At 61.1% G+C, this 16097-nt stretch carries 11 protein-coding genes; 5 read left to right on the top strand and 6 right to left on the bottom strand.

The genetic code is table 11. The features are described from left to right. Positions 1-70: 70 nt before the first annotated feature. Positions 71-1228, top strand: a complete 1158-nt coding sequence (locus AC2CGI_RS06325) for an MFS transporter (protein ID WP_076741193.1) — start codon at positions 71-73, stop codon at positions 1226-1228. On the opposite strand, the gene hrpA is transcribed toward AC2CGI_RS06325, so the two are convergent. Then, a complete protein-coding gene (hrpA, locus tag AC2CGI_RS06320) occupies positions 1206-5093 on the bottom strand; it encodes an ATP-dependent RNA helicase HrpA (RefSeq protein ID WP_076741192.1) in 3888 nt (1295 codons plus the stop codon). The genes AC2CGI_RS06325 and hrpA overlap by 23 nt on opposite strands. A 269-nt stretch (positions 5094-5362) precedes the next feature. Here hrpA and azoR point away from each other — a divergent pair, with 269 nt between their 5' ends. Further along, complete coding sequence (gene azoR / locus AC2CGI_RS06315) at positions 5363-5968, top strand: FMN-dependent NADH-azoreductase (RefSeq protein WP_015377994.1); 606 nt, start codon at positions 5363-5365, stop codon at positions 5966-5968. A gap of 119 nt (positions 5969-6087) precedes the next feature. Here the strand turns inward: azoR and AC2CGI_RS06310 are convergent, their stop codons facing one another. The 3 genes from AC2CGI_RS06310 to AC2CGI_RS06300 are packed head-to-tail and all read right to left on the bottom strand — an operon-like array spanning position 6088 to position 9226. After that, positions 6088-6411, bottom strand: coding sequence for a YdbL family probable chaperone protein (locus tag AC2CGI_RS06310; protein WP_015377995.1), 324 nt, complete (start codon positions 6409-6411; stop codon positions 6088-6090). A gap of 8 nt (positions 6412-6419) precedes the next feature. Next, positions 6420-6617 carry a YnbE family lipoprotein gene (locus AC2CGI_RS06305; protein WP_004930472.1) on the bottom strand — a complete coding sequence of 66 codons (198 nt, stop codon included), beginning with the start codon at positions 6615-6617 and terminating at the stop codon, positions 6420-6422. After that, positions 6614-9226 (bottom strand): YdbH family protein, encoded by a 2613-nt coding sequence (locus AC2CGI_RS06300; protein WP_076741191.1) that lies wholly within the window; start codon positions 9224-9226, stop codon positions 6614-6616. The genes AC2CGI_RS06305 and AC2CGI_RS06300 overlap by 4 nt, the downstream gene beginning before the upstream one ends. A gap of 467 nt (positions 9227-9693) precedes the next feature. On the opposite strand from AC2CGI_RS06300, the gene AC2CGI_RS06295 reads away from it, so the two are divergent. Both AC2CGI_RS06295 and hslJ read left to right on the top strand, forming a co-directional pair. Further along, positions 9694-10686, top strand: a complete 993-nt coding sequence (locus AC2CGI_RS06295; protein WP_015377997.1) for a 2-hydroxyacid dehydrogenase — start codon at positions 9694-9696, stop codon at positions 10684-10686. Positions 10687-10736: 50 nt separating this feature from the next. Next, positions 10737-11165, top strand: a complete 429-nt coding sequence (hslJ, locus tag AC2CGI_RS06290; protein WP_004930479.1) for a heat shock protein HslJ — start codon at positions 10737-10739, stop codon at positions 11163-11165. A gap of 24 nt (positions 11166-11189) precedes the next feature. Here the strand turns inward: hslJ and AC2CGI_RS06285 are convergent, their stop codons facing one another. Beyond that, positions 11190-11444 (bottom strand): DUF333 domain-containing protein, encoded by a 255-nt coding sequence (locus tag AC2CGI_RS06285; protein ID WP_004930482.1) that lies wholly within the window; start codon positions 11442-11444, stop codon positions 11190-11192. 477 nt (positions 11445-11921) lie between these two features. Continuing rightward, on the bottom strand, positions 11922-12254 hold the full coding sequence (gene ssmE, locus AC2CGI_RS06280; RefSeq protein WP_004930487.1) for a multidrug efflux SMR transporter SsmE: 333 nt from the start codon (positions 12252-12254) through the stop codon (positions 11922-11924). 238 nt (positions 12255-12492) lie between these two features. Between ssmE and nifJ the strand changes: the two genes are divergently transcribed. Next, on the top strand, positions 12493-16026 hold the full coding sequence (nifJ, locus tag AC2CGI_RS06275) for a pyruvate:ferredoxin (flavodoxin) oxidoreductase (protein WP_041922244.1): 3534 nt from the start codon (positions 12493-12495) through the stop codon (positions 16024-16026). Positions 16027-16097: the final 71 nt, after the last annotated feature.

The raw sequence follows: 16097 nt of genomic DNA, 5'->3' as shown, positions 1-16097 counted from the left end.
CGAATGATTGTAATCGAACAAAATGCGACTCCCTATACTGACGCCTTAACATTTAGGGAGACCCTGCATCATGCAACGCTTATCTTTACCGCTGCTCGTCACCGCCATCATGACGCCGCAGATCCTGGAAACGCTGTACAGCCCGGCGCTCACCGCCATCCGCAGCGACTTCGGCATCAGCGCCGCGCAGGCCGGGCAGACGTTATCCATCTATTTCATCGCCTTCGCCCTCGGCGTCGCCTTTTGGGGAGCCTTCTGCGATCGGTTCGGCCGCCGTCCGGCGATGCTGGCCGGCCTGGCGCTCTATCTGGTCGGCGCCGGCCTCGCCCTGCTGAGCGGCAGTTTCACGCTGTTGCTGGCCGCCCGTGCGCTGATCGCCTTCGGCGCCGCGGTCGGCTCAATCGTCACGCAAACCATGCTGCGTGATGTCTATCAAGGCCCGGCGCTGGGGCGCATGTTCGCGCTGGTCGGCATCGCGCTCTCCATCAGCCCGCTGCTGGGAATGTTTGCCGGCGGCGCGCTGGTCGCCTGGGGCGGCAGCGCGGCGATTTTCACCGCGCAGGCGGCCTGGGCGCTGGTGTTGCTGCTGTGGAGTTACGGCACATTGCCGGAAACGCGGCCGTGGCAAACCGCAACGGCCGCCGCGCCGGGCATTACCCTGGCGACGATGTTGCGCGATCGGCACATCTGGTGTTCGGCGCTGCTGGTCGCCAGCTTCAATATTATGGTGTTCAGCTACTTCAGCCTGGCGCCGTTCATGTTCGAAAGGCTGGGGTTGAACAGCCAACAGTTTGGCTACTCGGGTGTGATGCTGGCGCTCGGCAGCCTGGCGGGGGCGCTGTTGAACCGTCACCTGCTGGCGCGCGGCGTCAGCGCCAAACGTCAGATCCTGCTGGGCGGTTTGCTGGCGGTGGTCAGCGGTGTGGCATTGTTCGGGTGGCAACACAGCCTGTGGATGCTGCTTCCCTGTGCGCTGGTGATGCTGGCGTTCGGGTTGGCTATCCCGAATGTGCTGAGCCAGGCGCTGAGCCGCTACCGGCAGCAACTCGGCACCGCCGGCGCGTTATTCGGGCTGCTGTACTATCTGTTGATCGGCCTGGGGCTGACGATTGCGGCGCGCGGGCAGGATTTGGCCGCCACGCTGCTGCTGTGCGGCCTGTTGAGCCTGTGGTGCGCCGGCCGCTTGCCGGCCGGTGCGCCCGAGCTTAACCCGAAAGCTGCTCGATAGTTTGCAAAATGCGCTTGTCGGAGATCGGGTAAGGCGTGCCCAACTGCTGCGCGAACAGGCTGACGCGCAGCTCTTCGATCATCCAGCGCACCGCCTTCACCTCTTCCTCCTGCTGTCGCTTCGGCGGCAGCTTGTTCAGCCACTGCTGCCACGCCTGCTGTACCTGCTCCACCCGCAGCATCTGCGCGCGATCGCGGTGCGGATCGATAGCCAGTTTCTCCAGCCGGCGCTCGATCGCCTGCAGGTAACGCAGCGTGTCCGGCAGGCGTTTCCATCCGTTGCCGGTGACAAAACCGCGGTAGACCAGGCCGCTGAGCTGGGTCTTGATGTCCGACAGCGCCAGCGCCAACGACATGTCCACCCGGCCTTTCAGCCGCTTGTTGATGTTGAAGACCGCCGTCAGGATCTGCTCAACCTGCTTGGCCACCTCGACCACCGTGTCGTTCAGCTCGGCGCGGATCTGCTCTTGCAAACGCGCAAAGCCTTCTTCCTGCCAGACCGGGCCGCCGTGTTCGGCGATCAGCTTGTCGATGCCGCACGAAATGCAGTCGTCGATCAGCTCCAGCACCTTGCCGTACGGGTTGAAATAAAGCCCCAGTTTGGCCTTGTTCGGCAGCTTTTCATGCAGATATTTGATCGGCGAAGGAATATTCAACAACAGCAGGCGGCGCGTGCCCTGCCACATCGCCTGTTGCTGCTCGCTTTCGCTGTCGAACAGACGGATCGCCACGCTGACCTTTTCATCCACCAGCGCCGGATAGGCCTTCATCGAATAGCCGCCGCGCTTCTGCTCGTAGAACGCCGGCAGTTGGCCAAAGCTCCAGACATGCAGGTTGCTCTGCTCCAGTCCGTCATCGGCCACCGCCGACAGCGTCTCCTGCACCTTCTCTTTCAACTGCAGGCGCAGGGCGGCCAAATCTTTGCCTTCACGCAGCGTCTGGTTTTTCTCGCCCAGCACGCGGAAAGTCATTTTCAGGTGATCGGGCACCTGATCCCACTGCCAATCATCACGTGACACGGTCACGCCAGTCATGCGCCGCAATTCACGCTCCAGCGCGTCCAGCAGCGGCAACTCCAGCGCCGTTACGCGGCCGAGGAACGCTTCGGCGTAGTTCGGCGCCGGCACAAAGTTGCGACGCACCGGTTTCGGCAGCGACTTGATCAGCGCGATCACCAGCTCACGGCGAATACCGGGGATCTGCCACTCGAAGCCCTGCTCCTCCACCTGATTGAGGATCGGCAGCGGGATGTGCACCGTCACGCCGTCGGCGTCGGTGCCCGGTTCAAACTGGTAGCTCAGCCGCAGCTTGAGATTGCCCTGATGCCAGAAGTTCGGGTAGTCCAGCGCGCTGATCTTGTTGGCGCCGTCTTTGATCAGCATCTCTTTTTCGAAGTTCAGCAGATCCGGCTGCTGCTTGGCGGCATTCTTCCACCAGCTGTCGAAATGACGGCCGGAAACCACGTCGTTGGGGATGCGGCGATCGTAGAAGCCGAACAGCGTTTCGTCGTCCACCAGAATGTCGCGGCGGCGCGATTTATGCTCCAGCTCTTCCACTTCGGCGCGCAGCTTCTGGTTGTCGCGGAAGAAGGCGTGGCGCGTCTGCCAGTCCCCCTCCACCAGCGCATGGCGAATAAACAGCTCACGGCACAGCAATGGATCGATGGCGCCGTAATTGACCTGGCGCGCCGCGACGATCGGCAAACCGAACAGCGTGACCTTTTCACTGGCCATCACCGCCCCTTGCGACTTCGACCAGTGCGGCTCGCTGTAGCTGTGTTTCACCAGATGCTGAGCCAGCGGCTCGATCCATTCCGGTTCGATGCGCGCGGCGATGCGCCCCCACAGGCGGCTGGTTTCCACCAGTTCGGCCACCATGGTCCACTTCGGCGGCTTCTTGAACAGGCCGGAGCCGGGGAAGATTGAGAAGCGGGCATTGCGCGCGCCGGTGTATTCCTGCTTGTCCGCATCCTTCTGGCCAATGTGCGACAGCAAGCCGGTCAACAGCGCGGTGTGCACGCTGCGGTAGTCGGAAGGCGTGCTGTTGATCGGCAGCCCCAGCTCTTTCACCACCTGGCGCAGCTGGGTATAGATATCCTGCCACTCGCGCACCCGCAGGTAGTTGAGGAAATCGTTGCGGCACAGCCGGCGGAACTGGCTGGAAGAGTTCGCCTTTTGCTGCTCCTGCAGATAATCCCACAGGTTGACGAACGCCAGGAAATCGGAGTCTTTGTCGGCGAAGCGGCGGTGTTTTTCGTCCGAGGCCTGCTGCTTGTCCATCGGGCGCTCACGCGGATCCTGAATCGACAGCGCGGCGGTGATGATCATCACCTCGCGCACGCTGCCGCTCTTCTGCGCTTCCAGCACCATGCGCGCCAGACGCGGGTCAATCGGCAACTGCGCCAGCTGCCGGCCTTGCGGCGTCAGCTGATAGTGGCCGTTGTCGGCGATGGCGATCGCCCCCAGCTCTTCCAGCAGGCGCACGCCATCCTGAATGTTGCGTTTATCCGGCGCTTCGACGAACGGAAACGCGGCGATGTCGCCCAGCCCCAGCGAGGTCATCTGCAGAATGACCGACGCCAGGTTGGTGCGCAGAATTTCCGGATCGGTAAACGCCGGCCGCGACAGGAAGTCCTGTTCGGAATACAAGCGAATGCACACCCCTTCCGATACGCGGCCGCAACGCCCTTTACGCTGGTTGGCGGAAGCCTGCGACACCGGCTCGATCGGCAGGCGCTGCACCTTGGTGCGGAAGCTGTAGCGGCTGATGCGCGCGGTGCCCGGATCGATGACATACTTGATGCCCGGCACCGTCAGCGAGGTTTCCGCCACGTTGGTGGCCAGCACGATGCGGCGACCGTGGTGCGACTGGAACACCCGGTTCTGCTCGCTGTTCGACAGGCGCGCATACAGCGGCAGCACTTCAGTGTGCGGCAAATTGAGGCGGTTCAGAGCGTCGGCGGTGTCGCGGATCTCGCGCTCGCCGCTCATGAAGATCAGAATGTCGCCCGGCCCTTCGCGCCCAAGCTCGTCCACCGCATCGAAAATCGCCTGCAGCTGGTCGCGGTCGGTGTCGTCGCCGTCGTCGACCACCGGGCGGTAACGCACCTCCACCGGGTAAGTGCGGCCGGAAACCTCGATGATCGGCGCATTGTTGAAATGGCGCGAGAAGCGCTGCGGATCGATGGTCGCCGAGGTGATGATCACCTTGAGATCCGGGCGCTTAGGCAACAGTTCGCGCAGGTAGCCGAGAATAAAGTCGATGTTGAGGCTGCGCTCGTGCGCTTCATCGATGATCAGCGTGTCGTACTGCATCAGCAGGCGATCCTGCTGAATTTCCGCCAGCAAGATGCCGTCGGTCATCAGCTTGACCAGGGTGTTTTCCCCGACCTGATCGTTGAAGCGCACCTTGTAACCGACGCTGCCGCCGAGCGGGGTTTCCAGCTCGTCGGCGATGCGGTTGGCGACGGTGCGCGCCGCCAGGCGGCGCGGCTGGGTGTGGCCGATCAGCCCTTTCACCCCACGCCCCAGCTCCAGACAGATCTTCGGCAACTGGGTGGTTTTCCCCGAACCGGTCTCCCCGGCGACGATCACCACCTGGTGATCGCGGACAGCGTTTAAAATGTCCTGCTTTTTCTGACTGACCGGCAGGCTTTCCGGATAGGTAATGCGCGGGCAAGACGCGGCGCGCGCCAGCACTTTTTGCCGCGCCGCCGCGATGTCGCTTTCCACTTCGGCGGCAACCGCCAGCTGGGCATCGGGATTTTTGATTTTTCGTGCGCCCTGCAGGCGACGACGCAGGCGTTGTTGATCGCGGAGCATCAGCTCGCCCAGTTGGGCCGGCAGTGCCTCGAGCGGAGATTTCACGTTCGGTGTTCCTTGTTTCTTCGCCGCCAAGACCAGGCTTGGCAACGGTTTAATGTTTTTTTAGCGATTTTTTTGCTTTAGCCGCACAGCCTATCACAAACGGCTTTTTCGCCCTACTTCCGCGAGCAAAACCTCGGCATGTCATTCAATAAAATCGAACGAAGATCTCGAAATATTGCGCTATCACTGTTGGAGGAATGTGAATAGCATGTACTTCATGCAAGGGACGCTGAGTCCTGATGTCACTGTCACAACGTAAGGAATTATCGATGAGCAACGTATTGGTTCTGAAATCAAGCATCCTGGCGACCTACTCTCAGTCTAACCAACTGGCCGATTTCTTCGTAGAGCAATGGAGCAACGCCCACAGCGGCGACACCATCACCGTACGCGATCTGGCCGCACAGCCAATCCCGGTGCTGGACGGCGAACTGGTTGGCGCGCTGCGTCCTTCCGATGCGCCGTTGACCCCGCGTCAACAAGAAGCGCTGGCGCTGTCGGACGAGCTGATCGCCGAGCTGCAGGCCAATGACGTCATCGTGATTGCCGCACCGATGTACAACTTCAACATCCCGACCCAGCTGAAAAACTATTTCGATCTGGTGGCCCGCGCCGGCGTGACCTTCCGCTACACCGAAAACGGTCCGGAAGGCCTGGTGAAAAACAAACGCGCCGTGATCCTGACCAGCCGCGGCGGCATCCATAAAGGCACCCCAACCGACCTGGTAGAACCTTACCTGCGTCTGTTCCTGGGCTTCATCGGCATTACCGACGTGGAGTTCGTCTTCGCGGAAGGCATCGCCTACGGCCCGGAAGTGGCCACCAAAGCCCAGGAAGACGCCAAAGCGGCCCTGTCTCAGGTGGTTGCTGCCTAAGACCCTGCGCAGGGGCGCCGTGCCCCTGCCGGACAAAAGGCAAGTCCTGTCAAACCTGCACTACCCTCATAATAATCATCTATCCGTATCATTTAGCGCGCCAGACGGCGCGCTTTTTTTTATTTCTTCAACCATTGTCCGTTGATGCCGCGCACATACTCGCCGCTCTGCGCACGCGTCACCAGCTTCTGCCCCGCCATGCGCGCCACTTCGTCGACGGCGATATGGTTGCCGTCCGCCACTTCCTGATACTTCTCGGCGCGGCCGGCGTTGATGCGCTTCACCAGCGCCAGTGTTTCCGCATCCTGTTTCACCGGCGCAATATAGCCGCTCAGGGTTTCGCCCACCCGCCCTTGCTGCTTCGCCTCATCCAGCGTCAGCGCCATCGCCACGCTGCTGAACAGCCAGGCGGCGCCGGCCAGCCACACATAACGTTTTTTCATGTCGGCTCCTAGAACAGACCGCTTTGGGTTTTCAGCAGGTTTTCGACGTCCTTATCCACCTTGATATGAATCTCATGCTCGATCTTGACGTTCATATTGATGGTGATCGGATCCTTCGGCGTCGCCACCTCGATGCGCGGCACGCAGCCGCTCAGCAGCGAAACGCACAGCACCGCTGCCAGCGCCGACACACTCATGATTTTCATTGTTGCTCCCCAGGTTGTGAGAGGGCCTGCTCCAGCCACTCCTGTAAATTGTCGCCGAAGCGCAAACTGCGCCACAGCTGAAACACGTTTTCCTGATGGCGATAGTTCAGGATCACCTCGCGTTTGGCGCTTTTCTGCGGGTTGATACCGTCGATGCGCGCGCTCAGCGTCAGCTCGCCCAGGTTGTCGAGATCGACCCGGGCGTGCGAACGGTTGATTTCCATGTAGCGCAGCCAGTCGATCGCCGCGCCGGTCGCCAGGTTATTGCTGCCGATGGCGTCGGCCATGTCTTTGTCCAGCCGCAGCGTCAGGGTGCCGGCGTTGGCGATCCAGCCGTTTTGCACCAGCCATTTCGGGTGATTCAGGAACAGCGGCAGTTCGCCGTCGACCCGGCCGGACATGGCGAACTGCTTCGGTTTCAGGGCGGTGAACAACGCGCTGAGATCGACCTTGTCCAGCTTCAGCACCGCGGCGTCATGCTGCGGCAACCGCAGCGCCGACAGGCTGATATGCCCGTTGAGCATGTCCACGCCGACGTTGCTCAACGTCAGCGGCTGCCTTTCGCTATAAGGATAGGTGCCCTGCAGATCGGCGGAAATATTCTGCATCTCGAACAGGTTGGTGAAAGACTTGATGCGCAGCGACACCGGCTGTTTGGCCCCCAATTGCCACTGATGCTGCTTGAACCGGTACGACAGGATAAAATCCAGGCCGCTCATCTCGCCGTCCTTCAGCCACATGCCGCCGTTTTTCACCACCCAGTGGCCACCGGCCTCGAACCCCTGTTCGCGAGCGGCGGAAAACGCCGACTGCGCGTAAAACTCGCCGTCGCGCAGCGTGAGATTGAGATCCGGCGCCAGCAGCGGTTGGAACACCTTCAGCGACTGTTTCGGCCACCAGGCTTCGCCGCGCAGACGTTCGCCGTCCCAACGGCCGCGCAGCGCGATCGGCCCAATCTGTTGCGCCTGCAGTTTGCCCTGCAGCTGGAAACTGTCCGGCGAACGGCCGTTCACCTGCAGCGCCAGCACCGGCGCCGGCAGATAGCCGCCGTCGCTGAAGCTGACCTTATCCGCCGCCAGCTGCAACTCGCCGTTGAACTGCGGACTTTGTTCATCACGCCGCCAGCGCAGCGGCTGATTGAGGCTCAGGCGCGGCGCGGCGACCGTCACCAGACCGTACTTCAACTTATCGAAGCCGGTGGAGAGTTTATCGAGCACCAACTCACTGTCGCGCCAACGGCCGCTGCCGGCGACGTCCCAGGCGGCCTGCAGCGGCGGCAAGCGGCCATTGCCCCAGTAACGCCATTGCCAGTTGCCCTTGTCCGGCCAGAAATCCTGTGCCTGGCCGTCCAGGTGCAGCTTGAAGCGGCCCCAGTAACTGTCGCTGGCGCTCAAAATCGCCTGCAGGCGGCCGGTGATGCCGGCGGCGGTCACCTTCACGCCCGCCAGCGGTAAACGCGCCTCTTCCAGCGTCATTTCCGGCGTCACCTTGCCCCACAGGCGCAGCAGCGAACCGGGCTGCAGCACCAGCGTCGGGTTGAGAATGCTGCCGCCGATCACACCCGGGATCGACGCGGTAGTGGAAAAGTCGGCCAGATTGGCCTGGCCGGTCAGTTGGAAGCGCAGATCGCTGTCGGTCAACCCCACCTTGCCCGGCCCGAGGGTGAGCACCGCATTGCCCTTGCCGTTGTGACCCGCAGTGATCACGTTCAGCCGCGCGCTGATCTCCGTTTCATCCAGCCCTTTGCTCCAATCGTGCAGCGCGATGCTGAGCCCGCCGTTCAACGGCTGCTCGCTGTACGGCCAACGCCACTCTCCCTGCTTGATGCTGACCCGCTGCGGCGAGACTTCCCACGGCAACACCGCCAGCGGGCGATCGTCGCCTTTCTCGCTCACCGTCAATACGCCCTGCTGCTGTTGCCAGCGCATGTCCAGCAATACCGGTTTTTCCAGATAGGCGGTCTGCATTTCCCCCTGCAACGCACCCTGCGTCGGCAGGCTGGCCAGATCCAACGGGATGGTTATCTTGCCGGCGAGGTGCAGCGGTTGTGCGCTGTTGGGCGGAACCACGGTCAGGCTGTGCAACGTCAGCTGTTGTTTTTCATCCAGCTGCGCCTCGGCGCTGAGATTCGGGCCCCGATAATGCAGACGTTGCCCGTCGGGGCCGGAGGAGAGCTGCAGCTTGCCGGCATAGCGCTGCCAGGGAATGAGCGTCAGGTCATTAATGGTGAGATCCAACGGCGGCAGCTGTTGCTGCAGCTGATCGAGCGCCAGCGGCGCACTGTTGGCGTCGCCGCTCGGCAGTTTTGACAAACAGGCGCTATCGATGCTGACCTTATCGCTCGACAGCTGCCAGCGGCCCTGGCGGTAAGCCAGCCGCGTCGGCCCGACGTTGGCCAACAGGCAATCTTGCGCAGTGAAACGCGCCCCCGCCAACGCCAGGCCGCCCTGGCGCCAGTGCAATTTGCCCTGCAATTCCAGGCGGCTCCCCGCCGGCAACCAATGCGATAACACCCCCGGCAGCCAGCGCGGCAAGGTTTGCCACAACGCCAGCACCAGGATTGCGCAGCCCGCCACCGTCCCTATGAATACTTTCAATCGCCTGGTCATTAAATGATTGCTTCGTTCCTGAGTTAGGCATTGGTTAAGTCTATGCCTGAATTGACAATAATGATGGCACGAATTTGACATAGGGTGAAGCCGAGCGGGCTCGCAGAAGCGATTTGCACCTTTTTGGCGCAAACGTGTGCGGGGTTGTAGATTTTCGTTACATATACATCACATAAACAGGACAGTTTTCAGACTTTTGTTATTGTTGTTACCGTTGATGATTAATAGTCTTGCAACCATTCTAATAAAAGTTTAGCTGCTAGCTAACTGTGTACTAGAGAAGCCATTCCCCACACCCCCGTGGGGATTTTTTTGCCGCCTGTCGCCACCGTCGTCTTCCCTCCATCGTATCCAGCCCCACCGCAGCCTTGCAGCAGCGATTTCGGCCATGTCGGAACGGGCTAACCAATTGTCGAATTTACTAAAATCTGTTAAATTGATCACAAAATCACGGTGGAGAAACCACGATGAAATTGGCGATATACAGTACCAAACAGTATGACCGTAAATACCTCGAACTGGTGAATCAGCAGTTTGGCTATGAGCTGGAATTCTTCGACTTTTTACTCAGTAAAAAAACCGCCAAAACGGCCGCCGGTTGCAAGGCGGTGTGCATCTTCGTCAACGACGACGGCAGCCGTGAAGTGCTCGAAGAACTGGCGGCACTGGGCGTCGAAATTCTCGCCCTGCGCTGCGCCGGTTTTAATAACGTCGATCTGGACGCCGCCAAAGAACTGGGCATCAAGGTGGTGCGCGTGCCGGCCTACTCGCCGGAGGCCGTGGCAGAACACGCGGTCGGCATGATGATGTGCCTGAACCGCCGTATTCACCGCGCTTATCAGCGTACCCGCGACGCCAACTTCTCGCTGGAAGGGCTGATCGGTTTTAACATGCACAATCGCACCGCCGGCGTGATCGGCACCGGTAAAATCGGCGTGGCGACGATGCGCATTCTGAAAGGCTTCGGCATGAAACTGCTGGCCTACGATCCGTTCCCGAGCGAACAGGCGCTGGAACTGGGCGCGGAGTATGTCGATCTGAAGACGCTGTACGCGCAATCCGACGTGATCACCCTGCACTGCCCGCTGACGCCGGAGAACCACCACCTGCTGAATGCCGACGCCTTCGCGATGATGAAAAACGGCGTAATGGTGATCAACACCAGCCGCGGCGCGCTGATCGATTCCACCGCCGCCATCGATGCGCTGAAGCAGCAAAAAATCGGCGCCCTCGGGATGGACGTCTACGAGAACGAACGCGATCTGTTCTTTGAGGACAAGTCTAACGATGTGATTCAGGACGACGTGTTCCGCCGCCTGTCGGCCTGCCACAACGTGCTGTTCACCGGCCATCAGGCTTTCCTGACTGAAGAGGCGCTGACCAGCATTTCACAAACCACGCTGCAGAACATCAGCCAGTTGGATCGCGGCGAAACCTGCCCGAACCAGTTGAACGCCTGAGCGTAACCTCGGGGCGCCCTTGCGGCGCCCTGTTTATTTGAGAGAACGCGATGAGAAAAACCACGGTAGCCGCCCTTGCGGCGCTGGCCTTAGCGGGGTGCAGCATGAAACCACACACGGCCGTCACGCCAGGCGATCTGTTGCATCACAACTTCGTGTTGCAAAGCGTGGATGGCGAAACGGCAAAATCACCGGCGGGCGGCGGCCTGCTCAATCTGGAGTTCGGCGAGAACCTGCATGTCTCCGGCACGATGTGCAACCGCTTTTTCGGCCAGGGGCAATTACGCGACGGCGTGCTGACGGTGAAATCGCTGGCCACCACGCGCAAGCTGTGCCCTGATGAGCCGCGCAACCGCTGGGATCGGGTGATTGGCACCGTGCTGGAAAACGGCGCCGAAGTGACGCTAAACGCACAGCAGCTGACGCTCACCGGCAGCGGCCACACGCTTATTTATACCCTGCGCGATTGGGTGTATTGATCCTGCAGGCCAGGCGCCGCGGGCTTACCCGGCGCAGCTGCCCAGGGCCAGCGTACGTTCTTCGCACTGCTTGCCGTTCGGCATCTGGCACATTCGCAGCGCTTCACCGTTCAAGTTGTGCGCGATGGTGGTAACGCCGCCGACCGCCGCGCAACCGGCGCTGGTCTGCAACGTATTGATTCTGGCACTGTTGCCCTGCTGTACTGGCTCTTCGTTATTGCTGCTGCAGGCGGCTAAAAGCAGCACGGCGCTGGCAAGCAGCCATTTTGATGTCGTCATTATCCCACTCCTGAACCCGGAACTGCGCTGTGTAAAATCGCCATTGCTGATAACGCGCGTCACTTGGCGGACACGTTTCGCTATCTTTGATGCAAACTTGTTTAATCTAGCTCGATATATAAATAATGAAAATATATTCCAGCCATTATTTGTCATTTTTTTGCGCCGGCCGAACATTTATTTTGTTTGCAGAATATTTCCGTGACGGCGCCACGCGCTGTCAGGCGCTGGCCGCACGCAAAAAAGTGATAACGTCACCGCGGCCATCGAGGAAGTTTTTCCCGCGACAGCGGTATTAATTATCTTCGTGTGCTTTCATTGCAGCGGCGCATTTTTTGCTACCGGAGAGAACGATATTTGTGTCTATGCTGGCGGCGCTAAGTAATTAGCATTCCACTATTTTCAGTGAATGATGACTGAATTCTTCAACCGGCGCGACTTGCTGTCACGCCGGCTTTTTTTACATCAAAATAACACTCAGTGCACCGAGGCTTTCGACAGTAAATTAATCACCAGCACGCCGGCAATAATTAATCCCATGCCAACGATCGCCGGCCAATCCAATTTTTGCTGATAAACGAACACCGCGGCGACCGACACCAGCACAATCCCCATGCCCGACCAAATCGCATACACGATGCCCAGCGGCATGCTCTTGACCACCATCGACAGCCCCCAAAACGCCACGCCGTAACCCAGCACCACCAGCAGCGACGGCCACAGGCGGGTAAAGCCCTCAGAGGCTTTCAACATGGTGGTGGCGATCACTTCCGCGACTATCGCCATCGTCAAATACATAAATGCGCTCATGGTTTTCTTCTGTCAATTTGCCGATGCGCAATTATGACGCGCCGGAAATAAATTGTCTTTAAACGGTGAAAACAATTTATTGCCGCCGGCCCCTAATCGGCGAGGAAATATGCCTTTGACGATTTATCACCCGCCACACAAACGCGATAAAGCCGCGTTCGCCCCCTCTGTTAGACTTTTTTCCATTACTGCGAAAGTGCGCTTTCGCGGCTTTGTGAGCAATGAAAAGGTAACGCTGATGATAACTACAGATGGTAATAATGCAGTCGCTTCCGTGGCCTATCGCACCAACGAAGTGATTGCCATCTACCCTATCACGCCAAGCTCCACCATGGCGGAGCAGGCGGACGCCTGGTCCGGCGATGGCCGGCAAAACATCTGGGGCGATATTCCGCGGGTGGTGGAAATGCAGTCGGAAGGCGGCGCGATCGCCACCGTGCACGGCGCCTTGCAAACCGGCGCGCTGTCGACCTCGTTCACTTCATCGCAGGGTCTGCTGCTGATGATCCCCACGCTGTACAAACTGGCCGGCGAGCTGACGCCGTTCGTGCTGCACGTCGCCGCGCGCACCGTGGCCACGCACGCGCTGTCCATCTTCGGCGACCATTCAGACGTGATGGCGGTGCGCCAAACCGGCTGCGCCATGCTGTGTGCCGGCAACGTGCAGGAGGCGCAGGACTTCGCGCTGATCTCGCAGACCGCCACCCTCAACGCGCGCGTGCCGTTTATCCATTTCTTCGATGGTTTCCGCACCTCGCACGAGATCAACAAGATTGTGCCTCTCAGCGACGATACGCTGCGGCAGATGCTGCCGCAGGCGGCGATCGACGCTCACCGCAGCCGGGCGCTGTCGCCGGATCATCCGGTGGTGCGCGGCACCTCCGCCAACCCGGACACCTATTTCCAGTCGCGCGAAGCCACCAACCCGTGGTATGACGCCACCGGCCAACACGTGATCGACGCCATGGAAGCCTTCGCCGCCCTCACCGGCCGCCGCTATCGGCCGTTCGACTATTACGGCCACCCGCAGGCCGAACGCGTGGTGGTGGTGATGGGTTCGGCCGCCGGCACCTGCGAAGAAGTGATCGACACCCTGCTGACCCGCGGCGAGAAAGTCGGCGTGCTGAAGGTGCGGCTGTTCCGGCCGTTCTCCGCCCAGCATCTGCTCGGCGCGCTGCCGGACAGCGTGCGCAGCGTCGCGGTGCTCGATCGCACCAAAGAGCCGGGCGCGCTGGCCGAGCCGCTGTATCTGGACGTGATGACCGCGCTGGCGGAAGCCTACAGCCGGGGGGAGCGCGCCACGCTGCCGCGGGTGATCGGCGGCCGCTACGGCCTGTCGTCGAAAGAGTTCGGCCCGGACTGCGCGCTGGCGGTGTTCCGCGAGCTGGCCCTGCCGCAGCCGCGACCGCGCTTTACCGTCGGCATCTTCGATGACGTCACCGGGCTTTCGCTGCCGTTGAGCGACGAAATCCTGCCGCAGCGCGCCTCGCTGGAAGCGCTGTTCTACGGTTTGGGCAGCGACGGCTCGGTCTCGGCCACCAAGAACAACATCAAAATCATCGGCAACGCCACGCCGCTGTATGCCCAGGGTTATTTCGTCTATGACTCCAAAAAGGCCGGGGGCCTGACGGTGTCGCACCTGCGCGTCAGCGAGCAGCCGATCAATTCGGCCTACCTGGTCAGCCACGCGGACTTCGTCGGCTGCCACCAGCTGCAGTTTATCGATAAGTACCAGATGGTCGAACGCCTGAAGCCCGGCGGCACCTTCCTGCTCAATACCCCTTACGGCGCCGATGAGGTCTGGTCGCGCCTGCCGCAGGAGGTTCAGGCGCTGTTGCACCAACGCCAGGCGCGTTTCTATATCATCAACGCCGCCAAGCTGGCGCGTGAATGCCGGCTCGGCGCGCGCATCAACACCGTAATGCAGATGGCGTTCTTCCACCTGACGCAGATCCTGCCGAGCGACGTGGCGCTGCAACAGCTGCAGGACGCCATCGCGCGCAGCTACAGCAGCAAGGGCCAGGAGATCGTCGAGCGCAACTGGCAGGCGTTGGGCGCCACCCGCGCCGCGCTGACCGAGATCCCGCTGCAGCCGGTCGACGCCAGCAGCCCGATGCGCCCGCCGGTGGTGTCGGACGCCGCGCCGGACTTCGTCAAAACCGTTACCGCCGCGATGCTGGCCGGGCTGGGCGATGCGCTGCCGGTTTCCGCCTTCCCGCCGGACGGCACCTGGCCGGTGGGCACCACCCAGTGGGAAAAGCGCAACATCGCCGAAGCGATCCCGATCTGGCAGCCCGACCTGTGCACCCAGTGCAACCACTGCGTCGCCGCCTGCCCGCACTCCGCCATTCGCGCCAAGGTGGTGCAGCCGGCGGAGATGGAACACGCCCCCGCCTCTCTGCAGTCGCTGGATGTCAAAGCGCGCGATATGCGCGGGCAGAAATACGTGCTGCAGGTAGCGCCGGAAGATTGCACCGGCTGTAACCTGTGCGTCGAGGTCTGCCCGGCGAAAGATCGCCAGAACCCGGAAATCAAGGCCATCAATATGGCGTCGCGCCTCGATAATCTGACGGCGGAGAAAGACAACTACGACTTCTTCCTGCAGCTGCCGGAAATCGATCCGGCGCAGCTGGAACGCATCGACATTCGCACCTCGCAGCTGATCACGCCGCTGTTCGAGTACTCCGGCGCCTGCTCAGGCTGCGGCGAAACGCCGTACATCAAGCTGTTGACCCAGCTCTATGGTGACCGCTTGCTGATCGCCAACGCCACCGGCTGTTCGTCGATCTACGGCGGCAACCTGCCGACCACGCCGTACACCACCAACGCCGAAGGGCGCGGGCCGGCGTGGGCCAACTCGCTGTTCGAAGACAACGCCGAATTCGGCCTGGGCTTCCGCCTGACGGTCGATCAACATCGCGCGCGAGTGCTGCGTCTGCTGAACGCACTGGCGCCGCAGCTGCCGGAGCAATTGGTCAACGCCCTGCAGATGGAAGACGTGGCGCCGGAGCCGCGCCGCAAGCAGATCGCCGAACTGCGCACGCTGTTGGCGAGTTTCGAAGGCGAAGATGCGCGCCAGCTGGCGGCGGACGCCGACTACCTGGTGGATAAATCGATCTGGCTGATCGGCGGTGACGGCTGGGCCTACGACATCGGCTTCGGCGGTTTGGATCACGTGCTCAGCCTGACGGAGAACGTCAACGTGCTGGTGCTCGACACCCAGTGCTACTCCAACACCGGCGGCCAGCAGTCGAAAGCCACGCCGCTGGGCGCGGTGACCAAGTTCGGCGAGCACGGCAAGCGCAAGGCGCGCAAGGATCTGGGCGTCAGTATGATGATGTACGGCCATGTCTACGTCGCGCAGATTTCGCTGGGGGCGCAGCTCAACCAGACGGTGAAAGCGATTCAGGAGGCCGAAGCCTATCCGGGCCCGTCGCTGATCATCGCCTACAGCCCGTGCGAAGAGCACGGCTACGATCTGGCGCTCAGCCACGATCAGATGAAACAGCTGACCGCCACCGGTTTCTGGCCGCTGTACCGCTTCGATCCGCGCCGCAGCGCCGAGGGCAAGGCCGCATTGGCGCTGGATTCGCGCCCGCCGAACAGCAGCCTGGCTGAAACACTGCTGAACGAGCAGCGTTTCCGTCGCCTGAACGCGCAGCAGCCGGAGGTGGCCAGCACGCTGTATCAGGCCGCCGAGAAAGAGCTGAAGGAGAAGTACGATTTCCTCAGCCTGCTGGCCGGCAAGGCGGAAAAGTCCGCCGCTGAGTAACCTCCCTCAGGGCGCGAGCGATTCGCGCCCTGTTCTTTTACCGCCGACGTAAATCGCAGCAACAAAACCTG

The sequence above is a fragment of the Serratia sp. LSHTC3 genome (genome assembly GCF_057197125.1).
The sequence above is the reverse complement of the archived record's forward strand: the minus strand, read 5'-3'. Positions and strand labels throughout refer to the sequence as shown.

What these genes read in the sequence shown, in the direction of transcription:
- AC2CGI_RS06325 (WP_076741193.1), top strand. Translation starts at nt 71, where the DNA reads ATGCAACGCTTATCTTTACCGCTGCTCGTCACCGCCATCATGACGCCG.
- azoR (WP_015377994.1), top strand. Translation starts at nt 5,363, where the DNA reads ATGAGCAACGTATTGGTTCTGAAATCAAGCATCCTGGCGACCTACTCT.
- AC2CGI_RS06310 (WP_015377995.1), bottom strand. Translation starts at nt 6,411, where the DNA reads ATGAAAAAACGTTATGTGTGGCTGGCCGGCGCCGCCTGGCTGTTCAGC.
- AC2CGI_RS06305 (WP_004930472.1), bottom strand. Translation starts at nt 6,617, where the DNA reads ATGAAAATCATGAGTGTGTCGGCGCTGGCAGCGGTGCTGTGCGTTTCG.
- AC2CGI_RS06300 (WP_076741191.1), bottom strand. Translation starts at nt 9,226, where the DNA reads ATGACCAGGCGATTGAAAGTATTCATAGGGACGGTGGCGGGCTGCGCA.
- AC2CGI_RS06295 (WP_015377997.1), top strand. Translation starts at nt 9,694, where the DNA reads ATGAAATTGGCGATATACAGTACCAAACAGTATGACCGTAAATACCTC.
- hslJ (WP_004930479.1), top strand. Translation starts at nt 10,737, where the DNA reads ATGAGAAAAACCACGGTAGCCGCCCTTGCGGCGCTGGCCTTAGCGGGG.
- AC2CGI_RS06285 (WP_004930482.1), bottom strand. Translation starts at nt 11,444, where the DNA reads ATGACGACATCAAAATGGCTGCTTGCCAGCGCCGTGCTGCTTTTAGCC.
- ssmE (WP_004930487.1), bottom strand. Translation starts at nt 12,254, where the DNA reads ATGAGCGCATTTATGTATTTGACGATGGCGATAGTCGCGGAAGTGATC.
- nifJ (WP_041922244.1), top strand. Translation starts at nt 12,493, where the DNA reads ATGATAACTACAGATGGTAATAATGCAGTCGCTTCCGTGGCCTATCGC.